The sequence below is a fragment of the Proteinivorax tanatarense genome (assembly GCF_040267685.1).
Lineage (GTDB): Bacteria > Bacillota > Proteinivoracia > Proteinivoracales > Proteinivoracaceae > Proteinivorax > Proteinivorax tanatarense.
Map to the genome: position 1 here is coordinate 1,783,002 of NZ_CP158367.1, position 22,437 is coordinate 1,805,438.

Consider the following 22,437-nt stretch of genomic DNA (forward strand, 5'->3'; position numbering starts at 1 on the left):
GTCAATCAATTATTTACCATCTTATAATAAAAACTAGGTATTGAGCGAGTTAGTTTACATAACTTCAATATCACCCGTAAATATGTTGTGAATAAGGGATTTAGGGGTTGTGTTATGTAAACCTGTTCGGGTATAATTACTAGCGTATCTATTATAAGGAGGTTAAAGTGTGAATAATACTGTAAAACAGATTGTCAAGAAATTTACCGTTGGTTTAGTTATAGGATCAGTTATTTTATCTTCAGGAACAGCATTTGCTCAAAGTTACACTATCCAAAGAGGTGACTCTTTATTTACGATTGCTCAAAAATTTGACACCTCAATTGATGCTTTAAAAGAAGCTAATAATATAAGTGGTAGTGGTGACATTATATATGCTGGAGATAAATTAACAATCCCAACTACTACTTACACAGTAAAAAAGGGGGATACTCTGTATAGGATTTCTAAAGATAACGGCATAACCGTTGAAGAACTAAAGATCGCTAACAACTTAAGTTCTAATTTAATTTATCCAGAGCAAGTTTTATCTATTCCAGCTGGGGAAACTACAGATTCATCTGAAAGAACTAAAGAATCGTCAAACCAAGGGGTTCGGATGGAAATTACAGATGAAGAAAGAGAATTATTAGCTAAAGCTGTACACAGTGAGGCTAGAGGCGAGCCTTTTCAAGGGCAGGTTGCAGTAGCTGCTGTTATTTTTAATAGAGTAGAAAGCTCTGAATTTCCAAACACTATTGAAGGGGTTATTTTTGAACCATGGGCATTTACAGCCGTACATGATGGTCAGTTTTGGTTAACTCCTAACGACTCAGCATATAAAGCGGTAGAAGAAGCTCTTAAGGGAAATGATCCTTCTGGCGGTGCTATATTTTACTATAATCCAGTTACAGCCACTAACCAATGGATTAGAACTAGAGAAATTATCAACGAAATTGGCAGACATGTATTTGCAATATAGCTAACAATAAGCCAAGTCAGAATACTGACTTGGCTTATTGTTATAGTTTTAACTAAAATCATACTTATGTTATAATACTTTATTATCAGAACATAAAAATTTGGAGGTGAGTAAAATTACAACCTACAATAGTGCTTGTCCATTAGATTGCTGGGATGCTTGTGGTTTTGATATCTGTAATATTAAAGGTACAATGGTTGTAAAAGGTAAAAAAAGTCACCCAATAACTAATGGGTTTGTTTGCAAAAAGGCAAAATATGTTTTGGAAAGGGTACATAGCAATGATAGAATTACTTCCCCTATGCTAAAAGAAGGGGGAAAGTGGAAAAAAGTATCATGGGATACAGCTTTGAATTTAATGGCTGAAAACTTAAAAGTTACATTAAACAGCTATGGTTCTAAAGCCATAGCCCATTACTTTGATTCCGGCGCAGGCGGAACCTTAAAAAATCTTGAACACCGTTTTTTTAATTTATTGGGTGGAGTAACTGAACCTAGTGGTAGTTTGTGCTGGGCTGCTGGAATGGCAGCGATACAAAATGATTTCGGTGCAGTTAGATGCCATAATCCTGAGGATATTTTAAACTGTGATAATATTATTATTTGGGGACGAAACCCTACTGAAACTAACATACATTTAATGCCTTTTATTACTAAAGCCCAAAAAAAAGGAGCTAGTTTAATAACAATAGATCCTTGTAACACAAAAATAGCTAATAAAAGTGATATACACATAAAGGTTAATCCTTCCACCGATGGTTTTTTGGCCTTGGCGCTTGCTAAAATTGTTCTAGAAAAACATCCACAAACCTTAGATGAAATATCAAGTATATGTAATAACCTTGAAGCCTATCTTAAAATTTTGAATATGTATAATTTAGATGAACTTTCTAAGATATGTGGTGTATCCATTAGTGAACTTGAAAAGTTAGCTCTTACTTTAAAGGAAAAAAGCACTTCTTTTTATTTAGGGTATGGTATGCAAAGATATTTCAATTCTGGTAATTCAATAAGAGCGATTAATTCATTGGCTATGATCACTAACAATATTGGAGTTCCAGGAGGAGGAGTGCAATATGCAGATACTTATATTTCTGATTTAATATCATTAGATAAAGTAACACTAGATAATACTATTAAAAAGAGATTTTTCCCAAAAGCTAAATTTGCAAGCTGTATCTTAAATGAGCAAGATACTCCTATTCGCTTTTTGTATGTTTCAAGAGCAAACCCCGCTGTAACCTTACCAAATAACAGGTTGGTTGAAAAAGCCTTTAGTAAAGTAAATTTTGTTGTTGGAACCGACGTCACTTTTACAGATACAATGAAATTATGTGACCTTGTACTACCGGCAACTACTTCACTAGAAGAAGAAGATATAATTTATACATCTATGTGGCACAGATATATTAACTACTTAGAACCTGTTTTCTCCCCCATTGGTCTAAGTCAGCCTGAGTGGAAAATATTTACTGAATTAGCTGTTAAATTAAATTTAAAAAACTTCCCTAAAAAAACTGCTAATTGTTGGCTTAAAGAAATATATAGTCCTTTGAAAGAAAGTTTTGGAATTTCTTTAAAAGATATAAAGAGTGGTCCTACACTACCAGGTAAGTGGGATATTCCATTTAGCGACGGTGTTTTTGGCACCTATAACAAGAAATTTAATCTTTTAGATTCCCAAATTTCTGATCCAATACCCTTAAAAGAAAGTGAACTATATTTCATGACTCCACACCCTAAAAACAGCCTACACAGTCAATTTCAGCATAAACTCAACTTAGGAGAATTCCCAATTTTTTATATTCATCCGTCCACTGCCCTAAAATTAAATCTAAAAAACCACCAGATAGTTAAAGTTAGCACTAAAAACGGTAAAATTGAGGGAAAATTAAAGTATTCACGGTTGGTAAATAAATACGTACTACTTTCTTTTGAGGGGAGACCATTGAATTACGGCAATACACAAAATATAGTCACTAACGATGGTTTAACTGATATAGGTCAAGGTACAGATATGTACGACACTACTTGCGAAATTGAAGTTACCTAACTGTTATCTCATCTTTTATTTGATCATATATGGCTGGTCCAATACCTGCCACTTGTTTTATGTCTTCTTTTGATTTAAAATTCCCGTTTTCTTCTCGAAATTGGACTATAGCCTCAGCTCTAGCATCCCCTATCCCATTTAGATTTGTTAGCTCTTCTACAGTAGCTCTATTAATATTAACTCTACCTCTACCGTCAGAAGCACTAATATCTTTTTGATCTATCTCTTCTCCCAACTTAGGAACGGTAATTTTCTCACCATCATATACATAAGCAGCTAAGTTTAAAGCATTTTTATCACCTTCTTCAAGAACACCGCCTGCCTTGTTTATTGCATCAATCACTCTATCTCCTTCATTTAACTGATAAACGCCTGGATTGTTAACAAATCCAGTAACATGGATGATTATTTTTTCATCCAACTTTTCATCTTTATCTTCATCTAAAGTTGCTTCCTTTTCAATTATTGGCTGTTCCTGATTTCTATAGCTTCTATACCAATTAACTACCCCAAAAACCGATACTATTGTTAAAATTAATATAGTGGCAATAATTTTTTCTTTGTCTAACTCCATGGAATACCCCCCTTTATTTTTGAATATTCTCTAAAATATCTTTTTTCCCTTTAAAAATTCTAAAAAAAAATTCCCCTTAGGGGAATTTTTTATTCTTCGAACAACTTATTTAGTTCACTGATTAACTTATCTGCATCAACGCCATGTACTGCAGCAGCCTGTCCTACAGATTCACCAGTAGCAGAAGGGCAACCAAGACAATGCATTCCGTACTTCATAAGTACTTCAGCTGCCTTAGGATTTTTTTGCAAAACTTCGCGGATTGTCATATCTTTATTTATCACGGTTATTCCTCCTTTTAATGTTTTCTATATTATTTTAACATACCATTTAGTATTTAAGAAGTAGTTATTGTCATTTTTTAGCTACAAAGGTAATTCTGTGACTTTGCTCACAGGATTTAATTATTTTTTTATTATAATCTTCATATGTTTCAATAGAAGTAAACCCAGCCCAGTTAAGAGCTGTTTTTAACTCTTCTAAAGTATATCCTCGTTGGGTAATAGATAAGTCAGTTCGTTTATATCTATTACCCATTATATTTTCAAAAAAAGTCAAGTAAAAATCTACTATGTTATCTTTTGAAATTATTGTATCCCAGATATAGGTTAGCTCTTTATAATCTTCGCAAAAAATTTCTCCCTGCATATCTGAGAATTTTTTTAGAGTAGAAACATCAAATATAAAAGTACCATTTCCTTTAAAAGAGTTAAAAACCTTTTTAAAAAATATTTCTAACTCTCTTTTATCCAAAATCGAGTTTACTCCATCATTTGGACAGATGATTTGATTACATGACAGGTAATCGGCATTTAACATATCATCGCAGATTAGTGGTATTTCAAGTCTTTCTTTTGTTATTTTTTGTTCTGCAATAGATAGCATATTAGACTCAATATCTATACCTGTTACATCGTACCCTAGCTTCTTCAATCTAATAGTTAGGTTGCCTGTACCACATCCTAACTCTAGTATAGATAATTTTCGGTCACAAAACGTATCAATAAAAGAAACCCATTTATCATAAGGAAACTCAATCATAAATTTATCATAATATTTGGCTAGTATATCATAGCCTGAAGACATTAAAACTCTACTTCCTTAGCTTGACGCCAAAATTTTTCTAATCCATAATATTCCCTTTGTTCCGCCAACATAAGGTGAACTACTATATCACCATAGTCTAGTATTATCCAATTCCCCTCATCATATCCTTCTTTGCGAATAAAGTTTACTCCCTCTGAGTGAAGCGAATCTTCAACTTCATCGCAAATACTCTTAATATGGGGGACATTATTTGCTGTTGCTATTACAAAATAATCAGCGATTTCTGTAACTCCTTCAAGGTCTAAAACTTTAATATTCTCCCCTTTTTTGTCATCAACCGCACTTTTTATAAGCTCTGCCTTTTCTTTAATCTTCAAAATTAATCCTCCTTTAAATCATAGCCTAATATTATCACAACATCATGAGATTCCATATCTTCATTTAACTGTAGCCTAGGATTTGCTGGATAATGATCTTTTAGATATTCTAAAATCCCTTCAGCGAAAACTCTATAATCAGGGTGTACATATATCTGGGTCCTATCTGCCCCTGAATAATTCCTGAAATTAGGTCCATCGTAAAAATTATGGTATTGGCTAGGGTTATATGCTCCTACTGAATCTTGACCATCTTTTCTTTCGACTTCAAAAGAAAACCCAAACTCGTTTTGGATTTCGTCTCTAATAGAACCCGCCAATCCTGTTATATTAGTTCCATTAACAACCGCATAGGCGATAGAATACCTTGGTACATATGGCTCTCCTTCTTGTATTGCTATAATAGTATTATTTGCAATTTCATTTTGGTTTGGCACCCATAGCACATTACCATCTATAGTTACTGTTTCCCCTGGTAATGTAAATGTATGCCTTTCCCGCTCTAAAGATTCATCTAGCATATTTCTAAATAACGCTAGCTGCCTAATATCCATATTGGTATACATTCTATTTTCCAATTCAGCAAAACTACCTATAAGTCCCAAAGCTCTATTCCACTTAAAATTATTATCAAATATTCCCAAAACAACATCTATCTGACGCTGAATGAACCTTTCATTTGGCTCGAACTCTTTGTTACCCTCTAAGTGGTTTTCAACAGGCTCCATATAAGCCATAACCTCATCCGTTTCTAGTGTTCTCTCCCCTGTCGTCCTTGTAAAATCTTCGTGATCGAAGTTTTGACGAATATGAATTTCAAATTCTCTTCCATTTTCAACAAGAGTTTTTACACCTTCACTATCTAAAATAACATAATTATCTATAAATCCATCATAAAATGTTTGTTCAACGGCAGTTACTACATCATCAATAGTACCGCCGCGATATACATCATTTAAAGTAATTCTTTGGGCATCAAAATCAACAGTGGTCTGAGTTGGTATGTTAATATTGTATGCAGGACCTTCAGAACCCAACACCACAACAAAGGCGGATTTTAAAGGATTTTGTTCATTTTCCTTGTCAGTGTAAACAATTAAGTAAGCCTCTTGATCATTTCCTTCAACATCCCAATATCCTTCAGTGCCTTGTAATGCGCTTATTAATCCAACAGTTCTATACGTATAAGCTATAAAACCTACAGCCACTACTAGTGCTATTATGCTAACTATTTTTTTCCATACACCGCTTTTACCTTTCTTGAAACGGTTGCGTTTAGAAAACTTCATTTATATACCTCCTATTGTTTTAACTGAGTGATAGTGTCTACCAGCAGTTTGTGCGGATTAAGGCCTTGTTTTTTTAAATGATAATATGTCCCTAATAAGCAATGGTATAAACATAAATCCAGATCTTTGTATGCAAGATTTCTTAGTTTACCCACTCCAGTAAAATTTCTCGATGGTTCTATATAGTCTGCCACACAAATTATCTTTTCAAACCTTTCCATGTTAGGTGAACCAGTTGTATGATAAAAAACAGCATTTAGGATTTGGCTATCTTTTATGCTAAAATCATATTCCAAAATTTTACTTGCTATAGGTCCATGTAACAAACTAGCTGGATATAGTCTTTGGAGATTATCAATCTCTAATTGATATTTATCTGCTAACTTTAAAATTCTTGTATTCGAGAATTCTCTTGCTATATCATGGGCAATACCTGCTAAATAAGCTTTTTTATGATCTACACCAAATTTTTTAGCTAATACTATAGATTCTTTAGCTACTAATACTGAATGCAGATACCTCGCTGACGTTAGTTTATGGCATGCATACTGATCTAATTTTTTAATAGCAATGTTAATGTCATCCAATGTAAAGTTCCTCTTTTTCTATATATTGTTCTACTTTTGGATGTAATATATATTTGCATGATTTATTTGCAGCTACTCTTTTGCGAACTTCAGTTGATGATAATCCTACTATAGGGGTATCTACCATAACGAAGTTCTCAGCATCAAACTTTTGGAACACGTTTTGAAAATCAATATCATTTCTTCTAGCAATAATCATTTTGCAGTGGTTCAATATACCCATTGGGTTTCTCCAATTAGGTAAGTCAACTAAAGAGTCAGCTCCTGCAAAAAAATAGAGTTGGTCAGTTTTTGTGCTAAAATGTTTTACAGTCCGGTAAGTATAGTTTGTGCCCTTCTGTTTTAGTTCATAAGTAGAAACTTCAAAAGAAGGATTATCACTAATTGCTAATTCCACCATTTTCAAACGATGAATCGACGATGAAACCCCTTTTTTATGAGGTGGCACCCCTGTCGGCAAAAAAGTAATTTTCCCAGCTCCGATACTTTCTTTTACATGCTCAGCAATAATTAGATGGCCAATGTGAATTGGGTCAAATGTTCCACCAAAAAGTACAATACTTGACATTATACCACTTCCTACGGTAAATCGATTTGTTTTTTCTCTTTAGATTCCTTATAAAGGGTTATAATACTTCCTAAGATTTGAACAACATAGCTATTCGTTTGTTGACTAATTTCGTCAGCCAACTCCTTTTTGTCTTGTAAACAATTTTTTAAAACCTTAATTTTTATAAGCTCCCTTGCCTCTAAAGCATCGTTTATTTGTTCTATTAAGTTTTCGCTTATTTCGTTTTTACCTATCTGTAATATAGGATCTATTGTATTGGCTTTACTACGCAATAGACTTTTCTGTTTTCCTGTTAACATTATTATTCCTCCTCATTTTAAACAAAATCGAATTCAAAATCTGAAATTCTTATGGTGTCCCCTTCAGAGGCACCTTTTTCCCTGAGTGCTTTTACCACTCCACTTTTCTCCATAATTTTATGAAAACGATACAAGCTATCATAATTATCCAAATTTGTCATAGCTAAAACCTTTTCGATATGCTCACCTTCTACAACATAAACCCCATTTTCATTTCTTACTGTAAAGTTCTGCTCTTGTAAATCATCGGTAATTTTATACTCTATATCAAACTTTTTGACTTTTTTAGGAGCCTTTTGCAACTCTTGTAGTGTTGCAATAAGTAGCTCGTCCAATCCTTCATTATTCGCAGCTGATACTGGAAAAACAGGATATGATAACCCAGCGGCTTTAAGTTTGCTTTTAAATTGCTTTAATTCCTGTTGTTTTTCCTGAACTAAATCAAATTTATTTAGCGCTATCAGCTGAGGTAAGTCCTTTAAAAACTCATTATATTGTACTAACTCCTTATTGATGCTTAAAAAGTCTTTAAAGGGGTCTCTACCTTCTAACCCTGACATATCAAGGACATGTATTAAAACTTTTGTTCTTTCTATATGTCTTAAAAAACTTAAACCCAGTCCCGCACCTGTGTGAGCCCCTTCTATAAGTCCAGGGATGTCAGCCATGACAAAGGACTGGTCTTTCACTTTAACAACCCCTAGATTAGGACTGGTTGTTGTAAAATGATAATTTCCAACTTTAGGTTGAGCTTGACTTACAATAGAAAGAATTGTAGATTTCCCTACATTTGGAAATCCAACTAAACCAACATCGGCTATTAACTTCAATTCTAGCTGAATTTCCATTTCCTTTCCTGGCTCACCTTTTTCAGATACTTGCGGGGCCCTTTTAGTGGAAGAAACAAAGCGTGCATTTCCACGGCCTCCTCTCCCTCCTTTAACGACCATAAACTCTTCATTTTCCTCTGAAAGATCTGCCATTATTTCTCCATTGATATTTCTAACTATTGTACCTACAGGCACTTTAAGTATTAAATTTTCAGCATTTTTGCCATGTTGTTTTTTCCCTCGTCCATGTGACCCATGATTTGCTCTAAAGTGCTTTTTATACTTATAATCAATTAACGTATTTTCGTTAGTGGTAGCTCTTAAAACAACATCCCCGCCTCTACCGCCATCTCCTCCATCGGGTCCACCAGCAGGAACAAATTTTTCCCGTCTAAAGGAGGCAGCACCGTTACCACCATTTCCCGATGAGACCTGTATCTTTGCTTTATCTACAAACATCTATTACAACCCCTTTATATCAAAAAGATTTAGAGTATCCATCATAGAATATCTCTACCAAATCTTTATCGATGTCAATTTCTATTTTGTTAAAGCGTAACTTTCTAATATATATTATTGCCCTTAGTAAGCTTTTAAACATAGATAGATTATAATTTTTCATTTGTGCGTTAACAAAAATATCAAAACAACTAGCTTTTTTTTGCACTTCAGAGTATAAAAATAAAAAGAGTAACTGAAAAATGAAACTTGAATTATTTACGTTAGTAAAGGTTTTGAGCTTTTCTTGAATATTTATAATGCTTTCATCAGTCAATTTTCTTTTGTTTAAAATTAAATACCCTTTTATTAACTGTACATCATTTGCTATATCATGCCTAAAAATAGCATATAGTTTTGATTGAATAAAATTTATAATAAGCAATAACATAACTAAAGTTATTAAAATAAAGAGTAAAACAAACAATTTCTCCACTCCTTTACTGCTGCCTTATATTACTTTCGCTAGAAAGGGTGGTTATCCCTGCACAAATTAAAATAAAACCCGGCATGTTAGCCGGGTTTTATTAACTACCTATTGCTTCAGTCACTGGAGAAATAGAAGCTATTTTTCTATTTTTCCCTTTTGATTGAAAGCTTACAACACCATCTGTTTTGGCAAAAAGTGTATCGTCACCGCCAATGCCAACATTTTGTCCTGGATGAATCTTAGTTCCTCGTTGACGAACGATAATTGAGCCAGCAGTTACAAACTGTCCAGCTTGTCTTTTTACTCCAAGCCTTTTGGAAATACTATCTCGACCGTTTTTAGAGCTACCAACACCCTTTTTCTGTGCAAATAATTGAAGGTTAAATTTAAGCATACTAAGCCACCTCCTTTAGTTTTCTATTACGTTAACTAATATATACTGTCCATATTGCTTCTCAATTTCTTTTAAACCTATTAGCATATGTTCTGTAATAAGGTTTACACTTTCTTGTAATAATGGTGACAAGTTGTTGGGATAAACAACCCGCAGATAACCCTTTTCATCATCAACTTCAATATTTAAATTTAAGTTCAGTTTCTTTTCTAAAGTTATAGCAGTAGTCTGGGTTAATGATGATGCCCCTGCACAAACTATGTCATTTCCCCTATCAGCATATCGTGAATGCCCTTTGACAACATAACCTGAAAAATCCTTGCCATCCTTAAGAATCTTAACCTTAATCATAACTATGCATCAATTTTTTCAATTAGAATTTTAGTGAAAGGCTGACGATGTCCTTGCTTTTTGCGATATTTTTTTCTGCGCTTAAACTTAAAAATGTAAACTTTTTTAGCTTTATCATGCTCTAATACTTTAGCTTGTACTTTAGCCCCTTCCACTAAAGGAGTTCCAACTTTAAAGTCTTCTCCATTAGCAACGGCTAATACATCATTAAGCTCAACAGTTTCGTCAACTTCAGCAGCAAGTTTTTCAATTTTAATTACATCACCTTCTGAAACCTTATACTGCTTTCCACCAGTTTTAATAACTGCGTACATTTGTACACACCTCCTAGACCATACTCGCCAACATTAGGTACCTACTCTATAGGTTTAGAAACCCAAGCTGTGCGGCTACAACATTAATAAATATTATCATAATTATTCACTTTAGTCAAACGCCATTATTTCAAATCCGTCTTCTTTCTTTATCTCCTCTAAAATCAAATGGCAATTTAGTTCCTCCTCAAGCTGACACTTTTTGTCAGTTAAAAAGCGTAGCTTAGGACAATTCGCTTTTATTTTATATGCCTTGCTAGGGTTTAAAAAAACATAGTTTTTAATTTTATCTTCTAAAAACATATTTTCTGTAAATTGATTCATCAACCTACCATTTCCGTTACATGTAGGGCATTTTTGTTGCATGGCATTGTAAATTCCTTTTCTAATCTTTTTACGAGTAATCTCCACAAGCCCCAGCTGCGTAATTCCTAATATTTGACCTTTAGTATGATCTTTTTTCATTTCTTCCTCTAAAAGCCTTAGTATAAGCTCTTTGTGCTCATCCTTTGGCATATCAATAAAATCAATTATAATAATTCCACTTAGATCCCTTAACCTAATTTGCCTACATATTTCGGCAGCAGCTTCAATGTTTGTCCGTATTACTGTGTCTTCCAAGTTTTTACTTCCCACAAATTTCCCTGTATTTACATCAATTACTGTTAAAGCTTCTAGCTGGTCGATAATTAAATAACCGCCACTTTTAAGCCAAATTTTTCTATCAAAGGCTTTCTGCAGTTCTTTATCAATGCCAAATTGATAAAAAATGGGGTTTTTAAGAGTATATAGCTTTACTTTATCTATTAACTTAGGGCTTTTTATGCTCAGTATATTGCGTATTTTATTGTATTGTGTTTTGTCATCAATATAAAGGTAGTCTACTTGTTTATCAAAAAGGTCCCTTAAAGCTCTCCCAACCAAATCTAAATCACTAAAGACCATTGACGGACTAGTATAACTTTTATAATTATCTTCGATATTACTCCAAAGTCCAAGTAAAAAATCTAAATCTTTGTGAAGTTTTTCTTCAGCTATACCTTCAGCAACGGTCCGTATAATTATACCATAATGTTGGTGTTTTATTCTTTCAGCTATAGACTTAAGTCTATTTCTTTCGTATTCATCCTCAATTCTACGTGAAATACCAATATAGTTATTAAAAGGCATTAACACCAAATAACGACCTGGAACCGTCAAATTACAGGTTATTCTAGCTCCTTTTGTTCCCATTTGTTCTTTTGTTACCTGAACTAGGATATCTTGGTTAGGCGTTAATAGCTTTTCAATTTTTTCTTCATTGCTTTCCCGATCATTAGTTAAAATATCCCCTACATATAAAAAGGCATTTTTAGAAAAACCTATATCCACAAATGCAGCTTGCATGCCTGGTAAGATATCCTTTACCTTTCCTTTATAAATGTTACCTACTTTTTGGGAGTTTTCCTCTTGCTCTACATAAAACTCTACTAACTTTTCATCTTCTCGTAAAGCAACTCTTACGTTATCATCATGGTAGCTAATTACTATTTCCTTTTTCAAACTATCCCCCCTCATGTGCTTTTACATTTCAGCTTTTTCTAACCACTTAAAGGGCGCAACTAACTTCTCTTCTATTCTAAAATAAGTCTCTTTTTTATGCAGCTGAAAGTTCTTTACATTTAGTGCCAGCAAAAGTTCTGCCGGTCTTAAATTTTGCTCACTTCCCTGAGCTATTAAAAAGGATAGTCCTGTGTTTTCTTGTTTGATCTCATATACTAAAGGCCTGATGTTTATTTCTCTAGTTTTCCTTTTGGACTCCCTTGTTATTATAACATCTCTTTTCTGCAAAAAGTCAACTAATTTTTCTTTAGGGAGGGAGAAGTCAGTAAATGCGTTGTATTGTGCAGCTTTTACTAAAGAACCTAAGGTTGGCATTTTTCCATGCAATTTCCTTACACCACTTATGCCCAACCCAATAGGTAAAGCCTTATTTAACTCATCTTCTAAGTGTATTTCTGACCATTCTTCAGTTAAAGCAATTTCTACATATTCACCTTTACTGGTTACACCTAAAGATAAAGGAGTAGCAAAGCTAACTTTAGGTCTTTTGTTAAATCCCTTAGTGTATTCTACTGGTATCTGTCCCCTTCTAAAAGTTCTTTCAATAGCTCTTAAAATATCTAAGTGGGAGATAAACCGTGCCTCTTCTCCCTTAACATATTTTAACCAATATTTAGGCATTATCTCCCCTCCTAACTTTCTTGGTGTCGTAGCCTAAATTTTTGCATATACCACAACCACTACATTTGTCAAATGAACAATCTTCAGTTATCAGTTGCTTATATGCTTTTTTATATTCTTTTTGCATATAGTGTTTATCAACACCAGAAGATATATGATCCCATGGAAGCACTGCATCAACATCCCACATGCCATAGGCATATTTTTGTGGGTTTACATTTGCCTCTGCAAAGCTCTCCATCCATTTTTCATAGTTAAAGTGGTTGTCCCAACCATCTAATTTGCACCCTTTTTCCCAAGCGGCATACAAAACATCGGAGAGTTCTCTTCCCCCCCTTGCAAAAACTGCTTCTATAAAGCTAATTCTAGTATCATGCCAGTTATAAGTAATCTGTTTGGATCTAAGCTTATCTTTTAAATAATCTTGTCTGCTTGCAAGTTCTTTTTGTGACATTTGAGGAAGCCATTGGAAAGGAGTATGAGCTTTGGGAACAAATGATGATGTGCTAACAGTTACTTGCAGTTTTCCTTTTTTCCCATGGACATCTTTATAAGCTTTTATTACCTTAAAAGCTAAGTCAACTATACCATCTAGGTCTTTGTATGTTTCAGTAGGTAACCCAATCATAAAATAAAGTTTTACTTTATGCCATCCAGAGTTAAATGCTTCTGTAACAGCATTTATTAAGTTTTGCTCAGTTACATTTTTGTTAATAACATCTCGCAATCTTTGAGTACCTGCTTCAGGCGCAAAGGTTAAACCAGTTTTTCGCACTTGCTGCACCATTTCAGCTAACTGTATCGAAAAAGAATCAACCCTTAAAGAAGGAAGAGAAATACCAACGTTTTGTTGTTGGTGTTTTTCCATAAGCTTTTCTACTAATTGATTAATCTGTGAATAATCTGCACTACTTAAAGAACTTAAGGAAATTTCCCCATATCCTGTACTTCTAATTAATTTTTCCGCTTGGCTAACTAACACATCCATAGACTTTTCTCTAACTGGCCTATAAAGCATTCCGGCCTGACAAAATCGACAACCTCTAGTACAGCCTCTACAAATTTCAAGCATTATTCTATCATGTACAATCTCCATAAATGGTACTACTAGTTCTTGTGGAAATGGTGATTTATCAATATCTTTTACAATACGCTTATTTATTTTAGTTGGAATTCCTTCTGCAACTGGGTTCAATCCAGCAAACTGCCCATTAATATCAGTTGCTTTATACAATGAAGGAACATACACCCCTTCAACATTCACTAAATTTTCTAATAACGTTTCCTTTGAAATACCTTCTTTCTTTCCCTGTTCTATAACATTTAGCACTTCTAAAGTAACTTCCTCTCCTTCTCCAAGTATAAAAGCATCGATAAACTGATTTAATGGTTCTGGATTAAATGCACAGGGACCTCCAGCGATAACTAAGGGGTGTTGATTACTCCTGTCTTTTGTTTTAACTGGCACTTTTCCAAGTTCTAACATCCGTAATATATTGGTGTAACTCATTTCATACTGTAAAGTGAATCCTATAACATCAAACTCATTTAATGGTCTAAACTCTTCTAACGATGATAATGGAATATTGTTCTCCATTAGTTTTTCTTCGTAGTCAATCCAAGGCATATTTACTCTTTGAGACCAATATTTAGTTTGACTATTAATAACGTGGTATAAAATTTTAAACCCTAAATGTGACATAGCTACTTCATATATATCAGGAAAGGCTAAAAGAACATTTAGATTCATTTCATCCCAATTCTTTTTAACAGAGTTTAACTCACTACCGGTGTATCTAGAAGGTTTTTCTACTTCATGTAATAATTGATTATAATTGATGTCGTTTAATTGTTTCATTAAAGGCTCCTCCTAAGTTTTGTCAATGTTTAAATAATAACACATAGCTTATTTTTTGCAAATATATTATTAAAAAACTAACTTCTTTATAGTCAAGTTACCCATGCCACGATTTACAGCTTCAATAACTAAATATTCAGTAATAAGATCCACTATCTGGCCGTTATCATCTATAACAATGACAAGAGAAGTGTTTGTAGAGTTTAGCTCTTTTGCCACTTTATAAACTAACGAATCATAATGAGCCATAATAACTTTTGAGCTGCTTACCTCACCTCGTTTCGGGCAAGCCTTTTTTTGAAAGGATAGATTAAAGGAACTATAAGTTGCTCGAGTGTACTCCTTTCGAGAAGCTATTATTATAAAAGAACTTAACACCAATAAATAAACTGAATATTCATTTGCATAAAAAAATGAGTATATAGAAATCCCCAATAATAGTATTCCACAAAAAAATCCCATTAGAACTGCAAATTTGTTAGCTTGACTCAATGATGTTTTATTTGATAAGTAAGCTCTTAAAACTCTTCCACCATCTAGCGGGAAAGCTGGAAGTAAGTTAAATAAAAACAATATTAAGTTAGCATTTAAAATAACAGTAAAATAATTTAGATGTGATTTAAATATGAAGCATATAAAGATCATAATTAAATTATTAAAGGGGCCAGCTAAAGCAATAAACCATTCATCCCTAGAGTTAAATTCTAGGGGTTGATTTATTACAGCTACCCCTCCTACAGGCAGTATTTCCACTTTCTCAATATCATAGCCCAATATTTTTGCTACAACTATATGACCAAACTCATGAAACATCACCACAAAAAATAAAATTAAACCTTCAGCTAAAAGTTGAGTAACAGAAAACAAAATAATGACAACCAAAAAAAGTGGGTTTAAATAAATTTTAACCTTAAATAATTTCATCAAAAACATAATTTTTTAATTTTCCTTTGAAAAATGAATCTTTCTAAGTTCGTTAACCCACTCTTCTACTAGCTCCCAAGTTATTTGCCCACCTTCTGTGAGAGCATTTGAAACTTTGCTATCTATGTATTGAGGCACGCTACCAATAGGTAAAGTCGAAAAAAGGATAATTACTAACCCAAGTCCAACTGCCGCAACCCATTGAAAAATGTGACCATAGAAAATTGTTAAAGAAAAAATGTCCCTGTTGTCTTCATCTTTATAGTTTGGAACTGAGTAACTAATTTTTTCTCGATGCATAGAGTCAAGTCTTTTTTTTAAGCTTGAATCGGGTAGTTTGTGTTGTGCACTTCTTTCCATTTCCTCCTCCTCCTTTAATAAGATTTATATTTTTCCTTTTTAATTTTTATGTTTATTTGACAAAAAAAAATCCGCGTGTGCGGATTTTAAAATAAGTGATCTTTTTCTCTTCGCATTCCCACGTTTAAAACTAGGCCAATACCTATAGCAGATGAAAGATAGGTACTGCCACCGTACGTTATAAAAGGCAGTGGAATTCCTGTTACTGGCATTATTGAAAGGGTCATGCCAACATTAATTAATAGCTGAAATGCCATTATTGCCACAACTCCTACACAAATATAAGTTCCAAAGGTATCTGCTTGAACAGCTATAAGTAAGATCCGATAAATAATAAATAAAAACAAAAATAAAACAGTTATAGCTCCAATCATCCCCATTTCCTCAGCTATAACAGCAAAAACAAAGTCTGTATGTGCCTCAGGAAGAAAGTTTAATTTACTCTGTGCACCTTGAAATATACCTTTTCCCCATAGTGACCCATCTGCTATTCCTCCAGCTCCAACGGCTATCTTTGATTGTATAAGCTGAAACCCTGCGTCAAAATAGTGAGCTTCTGGATTAGTAAAAACTACCAACCTCTGTTGCTGATATGGCTTTAAAATATTAAAAAAAGCAAAAACAGCACCAGCTATACCAGTTCCTAGACAAAGTAGGATATATCTCCATTTTAACCCAGCTGCAAATACCATAGCAAATACAATAGCTGAAAAAACTAACGAAGTGCCCAAGTCAGGTTGCATAAAAATTAACAACATAGGGATTCCAACATGTATCCCCGGAACAACTAAGTCAGCCAAATTTTCCAGTTTCACATCTTCTCTCGAAATATACTTTGCTAAAGTTATGGTAATAGCTATTTTAGCAAATTCTGAAGGTTGTAAACGAAAAAAACTAATTTGTACCCATCGCTGTGCACCCATACTTTTTTCACCGGCAAATATAACCATAAGTAACAAGCCTAAGTTAACTAGGTAAATTAAAACCGATAATCTACCAAAATCTCTATAATCAAAAAAACAAATAAATCCTATTACAAATATACCTACGGCAACCCAAACTAACTGTCTTGACAGATAGTTTACAGGCATCTCCGATAATGCTTGTATTAACTCCCCAGGAGAACTAACGGTATATGGAAGAGAAGCTGAGGTAACAGTGATTATTCCTATAATTGAAAGTAGAAGCATTGCAACAAATAGTGGAATGTCGAAATTAGATAGTTCATTTTTATTAACCAATTTAGTCCTCCTCCATCTTATACTTATAAATTAATTATACATCATAATCAGTTTTTTAAAATGGGAATGTTTGCTTCCAAAGTCGTTTCGCTACGGTCATCTTTTAACACGATTTCAGTTCCTTCAGTGTCAATTTCTAAGTATTTATCCAGCACTGCTAACATATCTTTTCTTATTTTTTCTAAGGTGTCTGGAGTAATTTTACAACGATCGTGAATAAGCACAAATTTTAAACGATCTTTCGCAATTGACTTTGAGTTTTTCTTGCTTTTTCTGTTAAATAAATTCACAGATACTCCCCCTTAACTTGATAAGCCCATTTTTTTAAGGATTTTCTTAAAAGTACTTTCACCTTCTAGCGGCATTAATGGAACTTTTTTTCCCATTACTCTATGAGCTATATTTTTATAACCTGTAGAAGCCCTACAACTGTGGTCCATAACCACAGGTTCTCCTTTATTTGTAGAAACAATAATTTTTTCTTCGTCAGGAATTACTCCCAGAAGATCAATTGATAAAATATCAACAATGTCACTTATATCCATCATATCACCACGCTGAACCATATCGGGTTTTATTCTATTTATAAGTAAATTAACTTTTTCAACTCCTGAAGCTTCTAAAAGTCCAATTACTCTATCACCATCCCTTACAGCGGAAACCTCAGGGGTAGTAACAATTATACCCTGTTTAGCTGGAGCTATTGCATTTTTAAAACCTTGCTCTATGCCAGCAGGGCAATCAATTAAAATATAATCGAATTCTTCTTCCAGTTCACTACAAATTTTAACCATCTGTTCAGATTCTAAAGAATCCTTATCTCTTGTTTGAGCAGCCGGTAATAGATAAAGGCTGTTAAATCTTTTGTCTTTTAATAAAGCTTTCTTTAGTGGACACCTTTTTTCAGCAACATCGATTATATCATATACAATCCTATTTTCCAGTCCCATAACAACATCTAAGTTACGCAAGCCTATATCAGCATCAATCAGCACGACTTTGTTATTTAACATAGCTAAAGCCGTACCTAAATTAGCAGTTGAGGTAGTTTTTCCTACCCCACCTTTTCCTGAAGTAACTACAATTGTTTGTCCCATGTTTCAATCCCCTTTCATATTTGCATCTTCAAATCCTGATATAACCATTTCCTCATTGTTTATTGAAATAAAAGCTCTTTCAGAAATTATATCACCGTTAGAGACGTAATCACCTATTCTTAACTGTGGAGACATCAGCTTTTCTGCAACGATAAAGGATTTTTTATTGCCATTATATCCTGCATGCACCAGCCCCCCCACACTTTTAGTTATTGTTATACTACCAGAAGCTAATATTTCACCCCCACTATTAACATTACCCATAACAACCACATCTCCTGCATAAAAAAAACGCTGTCCTGATCTAATAGTTTTTAGGTGATAATATGTAGTATTAGAAGATGTAAGGTAGTTCTGCATCTGATTGGTTGTACCTCCGTTTAACCGTATAGATAGTCCGTATGTATCTTCTATATATTTTTTAGGACTATCGTCAAAATCTATTGGCAGACCATCTATGAGAAAAGAAGAGTCTCTAAAAAATTTTTCATTTTGTCTTATATAGTCCTCTAGTTCACTCCAAAAATCGTTGGTATTTTTCCCCGTTAAAGTGATTTTGACAGTATTGTTTTTGCCTTTTACATTAAAACTAGTAATTTTCATTATTTATAGCCCCTAAAATTTTATTCACTAACTTTATTCGTCAATTTTTTGCAAAATCCTTCTTTAGCTACCCAATGTTTTAAAAACTAAGATAAGTAATTGATAGATGTTAAAATCTCAGTTGGATATACTTACCAACAGAATATAACTAACTGACGTTTATCTTCTTTGCTCAACTAAAAAAGGCTGTCTCAGATTATCTTTTAGCACTTTGAGACAGCCCGGTTACATCTAGTTTATACTCTAATCTTCATCATTCTCATCTCGGTCTAAGTCTTCTAAATCTTCTTCGTCACCAAAAAAGTAATCTTCAATTATCATGCTAGCAACTTGTGAAGCATTCGTTGAGCTTCTACCGTGCTCCAGCATTACAATCACCGCTATTTCTGGGTCATCATATGGTGCAAACCCCGTCCACCAAGCATGAGAATACGCAGTACCAACATGAGAAGTACCAGTTTTCCCAGCTACATCAATATCCATGTGATGAAAAAACGCGGCACTTGTTCCATTTCTATTTCCATGATAACCGTATTTAGTAACACCTTTCATTGATTCCTTTATAGCTTGAAAGGTATCTGTGGAAATTTCATCTTCTGAAACCTCTCGTAAAACTTCTTTCTCGAATTCTTCTAAAACATTTCCTTCAGTATCTGTTATTTTCTGTACTAAGCGAGGACGATACTGTACACCTTCGTTAGCTATCATTGCAATATAATTGGCCATTTCCATAAGGTTAAACCTTGTTGTACTGTGAGCACCTATAGTAAAACTTAACGCACTTTGGTTGTTAGGATCAAAAACAGTACCTGGCTCATCCCTAACTCCAATTAAGTCAGAACCTTCTCCCAAACCCATAAGTGAAGAGTAATGGCCTAAAATTTCCATCTGGTCGCGAAAGTTTCCTGCCAATTGTTCGGTGACCCATAGAAAATATGCATTTGATGAAACAGTCATCGCCTCATAGAGATTCACCCTGCCAAAAGCTCTGTTGTTAAAGTTTGAAATTGAGGGACGGCCGGGCTCATCTTGAGGGTTGTATACACCTCTATCTAAATAAGTAGTAGATGGTGTAATAACTCCTTCTTCCAAACCTGCAATCGATGTTAACATTTTAGCAGTTGATCCAATTCCACGATTCCAACGCAAAGGCCTAAAAACTTCCCAATTGGTAGTTGGTGCACCACCAGTCCCTTTTTTATTTAATTCTTCGTCAAGTTCTCGGAATTCCATGGTTAATTGATTATATTCCCGGTTCAATCTGTTTGCATCAAAAGTAGGGTAAGAAGCTATACTTAACACTTCCCCTGTTTTAACATCCATTACAACTGCCGCTCCGTTTCTCATAACCCCATAGTTGTTGTTATCATTTAATTGATATTCCTGCTCTTTTATTATTACCTCTTCTAAGGCTTTTTGAGTGTTTTTTTGTAACTCAGAATCAATAGTTAAAACAAGATTATTGCCAGGAATTGCTTCTTGCCTCTCTACAACGTTTATCGGCCTACTATTTCCATCAACCTCCCAAAGAGTATACCCTTTTTCCCCGGTCAGGTCATCATTCCAGTAAGCTTCCAAAGTGTTTTTGCTATTTGTAAAAGTTTGAGTTTCTTCGTCTAATTCAATACCTCTAGGCAACCCATCACTTTTGATTCCACCTAGAAGCTGTGGAAACATATCAACCTGAGGGTAATTCCTTTCTGGATTAGCTACTATTTCGATGGCAGGATATTTCCATATTTCTTCTTCTAAAGCAAATAGCGTTTCCTGATCTTGAATGTTTCTGGCACCCTCTAATTCTACTGGCTCGTGAAATCGTTTGTGAGTGTCTAACCTTTCTCTATTTCTCTTTTCAGTGTCATCATCCCAATCGAAAAAATTACTTAAAAAATCAAATGCTTTATCTTGCTCTTCAGGGTTAATAAAATTAATTCGAACATCATAGCTAGGCTTACTATTAGCAACCACCTCACCATCTGCTGTTAAAATAAGACCCCTAGGAGCAGGCTCATATATAAATCTTTGACTATTCCTATCTGCTCTTGCACTTAATTCTTCCGCTTGAATTACTTGTAAAAAAGCCAAACGAATAATTAATATCGCAACAATGATACAGCTTCCCAACATAATACCGTTAATTCTACTTGACTTTACTTCCGCCATAACCCTTACCTCTCTTTTACAGTTGGTAAAAATTTTTATCACTAATCAACTTTTTTAATGGTACATAAAACAAAATCATCACTATTAAGTTTTGAATTAATAATGGAACAAACTGGTTAGTTAAAACATCATAGAAACTAATACTAACCACATCTAAAAAGACCATAAAAAATTGCATAACCCACTGATGTATAAAAGTCGCAAAAACCAAACTCAACAAAATCATAAGCAAGTTTTCCTTATAAAAATAATCCTTAAAGTTAATAATGATATAGCATGTAAACAACTTCGCTGCTATATGGATACCAATAAAATCTAATAAAACAACATCCTGTAAAAATCCTGCCCATATGGCCAGCAGCAATGTATACACATTTCCTTTTTGTAAAGACAAAAGCACTAAAAAAACTAGAGATAAGTCTGCAACGATGCCATTGATAGAAAACAAGGGCAGAAAACTGCCCTGAATAGTTACTAAAAGTAAAATTATAATAATCGAAATTAAACCACCCATTATTCTTCACCTTCTAATTCTTCCGTAGCATGTTTATAATCAGTGACTATTAATACTTCCTCCAGTCGCTCAAAGTCAACAGAGGGTCTAATTATTGCGGTTTTTTCCACAGCATTAGGGTCATCAACTAAGTCAACCACCTCACCAATTACAATCCCTTTTGGATAAACACCTGTAAGGTCGGAAGTTATAATAGTGTCTCCTTTTTTGACATCCCCATCATAAAACATCCTACTAGCTTGTAGGTATCCTAGAGTTTCTTTATAAGAAGTGATTAAGGCATTATCTCTACTTCTTTGAACAAGACCACTTACACTACTATTTGGACTGATGGCTAGCATTACTTTAGAAGTATTGCTGGATACCTCCACTACTTTCCCAACAAGCCCAGCATTTGTGACCACCGGCATATCCACATCAATCCCATGGGCACTGCCTTTGTCAATTGTAATAGTAGAGTACCATGCTTGGTGGCTTCGAGATATAACCCTTGCAGGCGTGGTTGTGTACTCATGTGACTGATGAAGTTCTAGTAAATCATTTAAACGACTATTCTCCTGCTTTATTTCATCTACCTCAACTTTAAGATGTTTTAGTTTATCCACTTCTTCTTTAAGCTGTTTATTTTCATGATAAACATTTCGGATATCAACAAAAAAATTAAATGTATCTCTGGTCAAATTACTAGCAAAAGTCATGGTTTTTTGAAAGGGAAGAACTAACTGGTTGATAGATTTCTCAATAAAGGATACTCTTGTAGGATTGTTAGTAGACCAACTCATCAACAGGCTTAATATAACAAATACCACTACTAAATTTAATATTTTCTTATATTTTGGTTGAATATTATGCATTAGTTCCTCCTCCCCAAAGTTAAAA

27 protein-coding genes are annotated in these 22,437 nt (G+C 34.0%); 2 read left to right on the plus strand and 25 right to left on the minus strand.

The features are described from left to right. Positions 1-169 precede the first annotated feature (169 nt). Both PRVXT_RS08825 and PRVXT_RS08830 read left to right on the plus strand, forming a co-directional pair. Positions 170-961, plus strand: coding sequence for a cell wall hydrolase (locus tag PRVXT_RS08825; RefSeq protein WP_350342515.1), 792 nt, complete (start codon positions 170-172; stop codon positions 959-961). Between the two features lie 106 nt (positions 962-1,067). Beyond that, positions 1,068-3,014, plus strand: coding sequence for a molybdopterin-dependent oxidoreductase (locus PRVXT_RS08830; protein ID WP_350342516.1), 1,947 nt, complete (start codon positions 1,068-1,070; stop codon positions 3,012-3,014). On the opposite strand, the gene PRVXT_RS08835 is transcribed toward PRVXT_RS08830, so the two are convergent. The 25 genes from PRVXT_RS08835 to mreC all read right to left on the minus strand — a co-directional run bounded on the left by PRVXT_RS08835 (position 3,007) and on the right by mreC (position 22,412). Beyond that, entirely contained in the window at positions 3,007-3,588 is a 582-nt protein-coding gene (locus PRVXT_RS08835; protein ID WP_350342517.1) for a helix-hairpin-helix domain-containing protein, read from the minus strand. The two genes, PRVXT_RS08830 and PRVXT_RS08835, sit on opposite strands and share 8 nt — an antisense overlap. A gap of 89 nt (positions 3,589-3,677) precedes the next feature. After that, on the minus strand, positions 3,678-3,857 hold the full coding sequence (locus PRVXT_RS08840) for a DUF1858 domain-containing protein (protein WP_350345139.1): 180 nt from the start codon (positions 3,855-3,857) through the stop codon (positions 3,678-3,680). A gap of 85 nt (positions 3,858-3,942) precedes the next feature. After that, positions 3,943-4,674, minus strand: coding sequence for a class I SAM-dependent DNA methyltransferase (locus PRVXT_RS08845; protein ID WP_350342518.1), 732 nt, complete (start codon positions 4,672-4,674; stop codon positions 3,943-3,945). After that, positions 4,674-5,012: a ribosome silencing factor gene (rsfS, locus tag PRVXT_RS08850; protein ID WP_350342519.1), complete on the minus strand. Its 339-nt coding sequence runs from the start codon at positions 5,010-5,012 to the stop codon at positions 4,674-4,676. Before rsfS ends, PRVXT_RS08845 begins: the two co-directional genes overlap by 1 nt. Positions 5,013-5,014: 2 nt before the next feature. Further along, a complete protein-coding gene (locus PRVXT_RS08855) occupies positions 5,015-6,301 on the minus strand; it encodes an LCP family protein (RefSeq protein ID WP_350342520.1) in 1,287 nt (428 codons plus the stop codon). 11 nt (positions 6,302-6,312) lie between these two features. Then, positions 6,313-6,888 (minus strand): bis(5'-nucleosyl)-tetraphosphatase (symmetrical) YqeK, encoded by a 576-nt coding sequence (gene yqeK / locus PRVXT_RS08860; RefSeq protein WP_350342521.1) that lies wholly within the window; start codon positions 6,886-6,888, stop codon positions 6,313-6,315. Then, on the minus strand, positions 6,881-7,456 hold the full coding sequence (gene nadD, locus PRVXT_RS08865) for a nicotinate-nucleotide adenylyltransferase (protein WP_350342522.1): 576 nt from the start codon (positions 7,454-7,456) through the stop codon (positions 6,881-6,883). Before nadD ends, yqeK begins: the two co-directional genes overlap by 8 nt. 11 nt (positions 7,457-7,467) lie before the next feature. Next, a complete protein-coding gene (gene yhbY, locus PRVXT_RS08870) occupies positions 7,468-7,758 on the minus strand; it encodes a ribosome assembly RNA-binding protein YhbY (RefSeq protein WP_350342523.1) in 291 nt (96 codons plus the stop codon). Positions 7,759-7,775: 17 nt separating this feature from the next. Next, complete coding sequence (gene obgE, locus PRVXT_RS08875) at positions 7,776-9,047, minus strand: GTPase ObgE (RefSeq protein ID WP_350342524.1); 1,272 nt, start codon at positions 9,045-9,047, stop codon at positions 7,776-7,778. A gap of 19 nt (positions 9,048-9,066) precedes the next feature. Further along, on the minus strand, positions 9,067-9,513 hold the full coding sequence (locus PRVXT_RS08880) for a hypothetical protein (RefSeq protein ID WP_350342525.1): 447 nt from the start codon (positions 9,511-9,513) through the stop codon (positions 9,067-9,069). A 100-nt stretch (positions 9,514-9,613) separates the two neighbouring features. After that, a complete protein-coding gene (rpmA, locus tag PRVXT_RS08885; RefSeq protein WP_350342526.1) occupies positions 9,614-9,910 on the minus strand; it encodes a 50S ribosomal protein L27 in 297 nt (98 codons plus the stop codon). Positions 9,911-9,925: 15 nt separating this feature from the next. Next, positions 9,926-10,261: a ribosomal-processing cysteine protease Prp gene (locus PRVXT_RS08890; protein WP_350342527.1), complete on the minus strand. Its 336-nt coding sequence runs from the start codon at positions 10,259-10,261 to the stop codon at positions 9,926-9,928. Between the two features lie 2 nt (positions 10,262-10,263). Further along, a complete protein-coding gene (gene rplU / locus PRVXT_RS08895) occupies positions 10,264-10,575 on the minus strand; it encodes a 50S ribosomal protein L21 (protein ID WP_350342528.1) in 312 nt (103 codons plus the stop codon). A gap of 111 nt (positions 10,576-10,686) precedes the next feature. Continuing rightward, positions 10,687-12,117, minus strand: coding sequence for an Rne/Rng family ribonuclease (locus PRVXT_RS08900; protein ID WP_350342529.1), 1,431 nt, complete (start codon positions 12,115-12,117; stop codon positions 10,687-10,689). A gap of 21 nt (positions 12,118-12,138) precedes the next feature. Beyond that, positions 12,139-12,798: a TIGR03936 family radical SAM-associated protein gene (locus PRVXT_RS08905; protein WP_350342530.1), complete on the minus strand. Its 660-nt coding sequence runs from the start codon at positions 12,796-12,798 to the stop codon at positions 12,139-12,141. Continuing rightward, entirely contained in the window at positions 12,791-14,656 is a 1,866-nt protein-coding gene (locus tag PRVXT_RS08910) for a TIGR03960 family B12-binding radical SAM protein (protein ID WP_350342531.1), read from the minus strand. The genes PRVXT_RS08905 and PRVXT_RS08910 overlap by 8 nt, the downstream gene beginning before the upstream one ends. 69 nt (positions 14,657-14,725) lie before the next feature. Beyond that, positions 14,726-15,580 (minus strand): M50 family metallopeptidase, encoded by an 855-nt coding sequence (locus PRVXT_RS08915; RefSeq protein ID WP_350342532.1) that lies wholly within the window; start codon positions 15,578-15,580, stop codon positions 14,726-14,728. A 15-nt stretch (positions 15,581-15,595) separates the two neighbouring features. Next, positions 15,596-15,940 (minus strand): hypothetical protein, encoded by a 345-nt coding sequence (locus tag PRVXT_RS08920; RefSeq protein WP_350342533.1) that lies wholly within the window; start codon positions 15,938-15,940, stop codon positions 15,596-15,598. A gap of 86 nt (positions 15,941-16,026) precedes the next feature. Next, entirely contained in the window at positions 16,027-17,181 is a 1,155-nt protein-coding gene (gene rodA, locus PRVXT_RS08925) for a rod shape-determining protein RodA (RefSeq protein WP_350342534.1), read from the minus strand. Positions 17,182-17,228: 47 nt separating this feature from the next. Further along, the gene (minE, locus tag PRVXT_RS08930; protein WP_350342535.1) at positions 17,229-17,471 is read right to left on the minus strand and encodes a cell division topological specificity factor MinE; all 243 of its coding nucleotides are present in this window, start codon (positions 17,469-17,471) and stop codon (positions 17,229-17,231) included. A 12-nt stretch (positions 17,472-17,483) separates the two neighbouring features. Next, the gene (minD, locus tag PRVXT_RS08935) at positions 17,484-18,278 is read right to left on the minus strand and encodes a septum site-determining protein MinD (protein ID WP_350342536.1); all 795 of its coding nucleotides are present in this window, start codon (positions 18,276-18,278) and stop codon (positions 17,484-17,486) included. 3 nt (positions 18,279-18,281) lie between these two features. Beyond that, the gene (locus tag PRVXT_RS08940; RefSeq protein WP_350342537.1) at positions 18,282-18,881 is read right to left on the minus strand and encodes a septum site-determining protein MinC; all 600 of its coding nucleotides are present in this window, start codon (positions 18,879-18,881) and stop codon (positions 18,282-18,284) included. Between the two features lie 243 nt (positions 18,882-19,124). Then, positions 19,125-21,044 (minus strand): peptidoglycan D,D-transpeptidase FtsI family protein, encoded by a 1,920-nt coding sequence (locus PRVXT_RS08945; RefSeq protein WP_350342538.1) that lies wholly within the window; start codon positions 21,042-21,044, stop codon positions 19,125-19,127. Between the two features lie 16 nt (positions 21,045-21,060). Then, on the minus strand, positions 21,061-21,558 hold the full coding sequence (gene mreD / locus PRVXT_RS08950) for a rod shape-determining protein MreD (RefSeq protein WP_350342539.1): 498 nt from the start codon (positions 21,556-21,558) through the stop codon (positions 21,061-21,063). Next, positions 21,558-22,412 (minus strand): rod shape-determining protein MreC, encoded by an 855-nt coding sequence (gene mreC / locus PRVXT_RS08955; RefSeq protein WP_350342540.1) that lies wholly within the window; start codon positions 22,410-22,412, stop codon positions 21,558-21,560. The genes mreD and mreC overlap by 1 nt, the downstream gene beginning before the upstream one ends. Positions 22,413-22,437 lie beyond the last annotated feature (25 nt).

Bases quoted from the DNA above. Each gene is read 5' to 3' on its own strand.
- PRVXT_RS08835 (WP_350342517.1), bottom strand. From the start codon at position 3,588: ATGGAGTTAGACAAAGAAAAAATTATTGCCACTATATTAATTTTAACA.
- PRVXT_RS08840 (WP_350345139.1), bottom strand. From the start codon at position 3,857: ATGACAATCCGCGAAGTTTTGCAAAAAAATCCTAAGGCAGCTGAAGTA.
- PRVXT_RS08845 (WP_350342518.1), bottom strand. From the start codon at position 4,674: ATGTCTTCAGGCTATGATATACTAGCCAAATATTATGATAAATTTATG.
- PRVXT_RS08855 (WP_350342520.1), bottom strand. From the start codon at position 6,301: ATGAAGTTTTCTAAACGCAACCGTTTCAAGAAAGGTAAAAGCGGTGTA.
- nadD (WP_350342522.1), bottom strand. From the start codon at position 7,456: ATGTCAAGTATTGTACTTTTTGGTGGAACATTTGACCCAATTCACATT.
- yhbY (WP_350342523.1), bottom strand. From the start codon at position 7,758: ATGTTAACAGGAAAACAGAAAAGTCTATTGCGTAGTAAAGCCAATACA.
- obgE (WP_350342524.1), bottom strand. From the start codon at position 9,047: ATGTTTGTAGATAAAGCAAAGATACAGGTCTCATCGGGAAATGGTGGT.
- rpmA (WP_350342526.1), bottom strand. From the start codon at position 9,910: ATGCTTAAATTTAACCTTCAATTATTTGCACAGAAAAAGGGTGTTGGT.
- PRVXT_RS08890 (WP_350342527.1), bottom strand. From the start codon at position 10,261: ATGATTAAGGTTAAGATTCTTAAGGATGGCAAGGATTTTTCAGGTTAT.
- rplU (WP_350342528.1), bottom strand. From the start codon at position 10,575: ATGTACGCAGTTATTAAAACTGGTGGAAAGCAGTATAAGGTTTCAGAA.
- PRVXT_RS08905 (WP_350342530.1), bottom strand. From the start codon at position 12,798: ATGCCTAAATATTGGTTAAAATATGTTAAGGGAGAAGAGGCACGGTTT.
- PRVXT_RS08910 (WP_350342531.1), bottom strand. From the start codon at position 14,656: ATGAAACAATTAAACGACATCAATTATAATCAATTATTACATGAAGTA.
- PRVXT_RS08915 (WP_350342532.1), bottom strand. From the start codon at position 15,580: ATGAAATTATTTAAGGTTAAAATTTATTTAAACCCACTTTTTTTGGTT.
- PRVXT_RS08920 (WP_350342533.1), bottom strand. From the start codon at position 15,940: ATGGAAAGAAGTGCACAACACAAACTACCCGATTCAAGCTTAAAAAAA.
- minD (WP_350342536.1), bottom strand. From the start codon at position 18,278: ATGGGACAAACAATTGTAGTTACTTCAGGAAAAGGTGGGGTAGGAAAA.
- PRVXT_RS08940 (WP_350342537.1), bottom strand. From the start codon at position 18,881: ATGAAAATTACTAGTTTTAATGTAAAAGGCAAAAACAATACTGTCAAA.
- PRVXT_RS08945 (WP_350342538.1), bottom strand. From the start codon at position 21,044: ATGGCGGAAGTAAAGTCAAGTAGAATTAACGGTATTATGTTGGGAAGC.
- mreD (WP_350342539.1), bottom strand. From the start codon at position 21,558: ATGGGTGGTTTAATTTCGATTATTATAATTTTACTTTTAGTAACTATT.
- mreC (WP_350342540.1), bottom strand. From the start codon at position 22,412: ATGCATAATATTCAACCAAAATATAAGAAAATATTAAATTTAGTAGTG.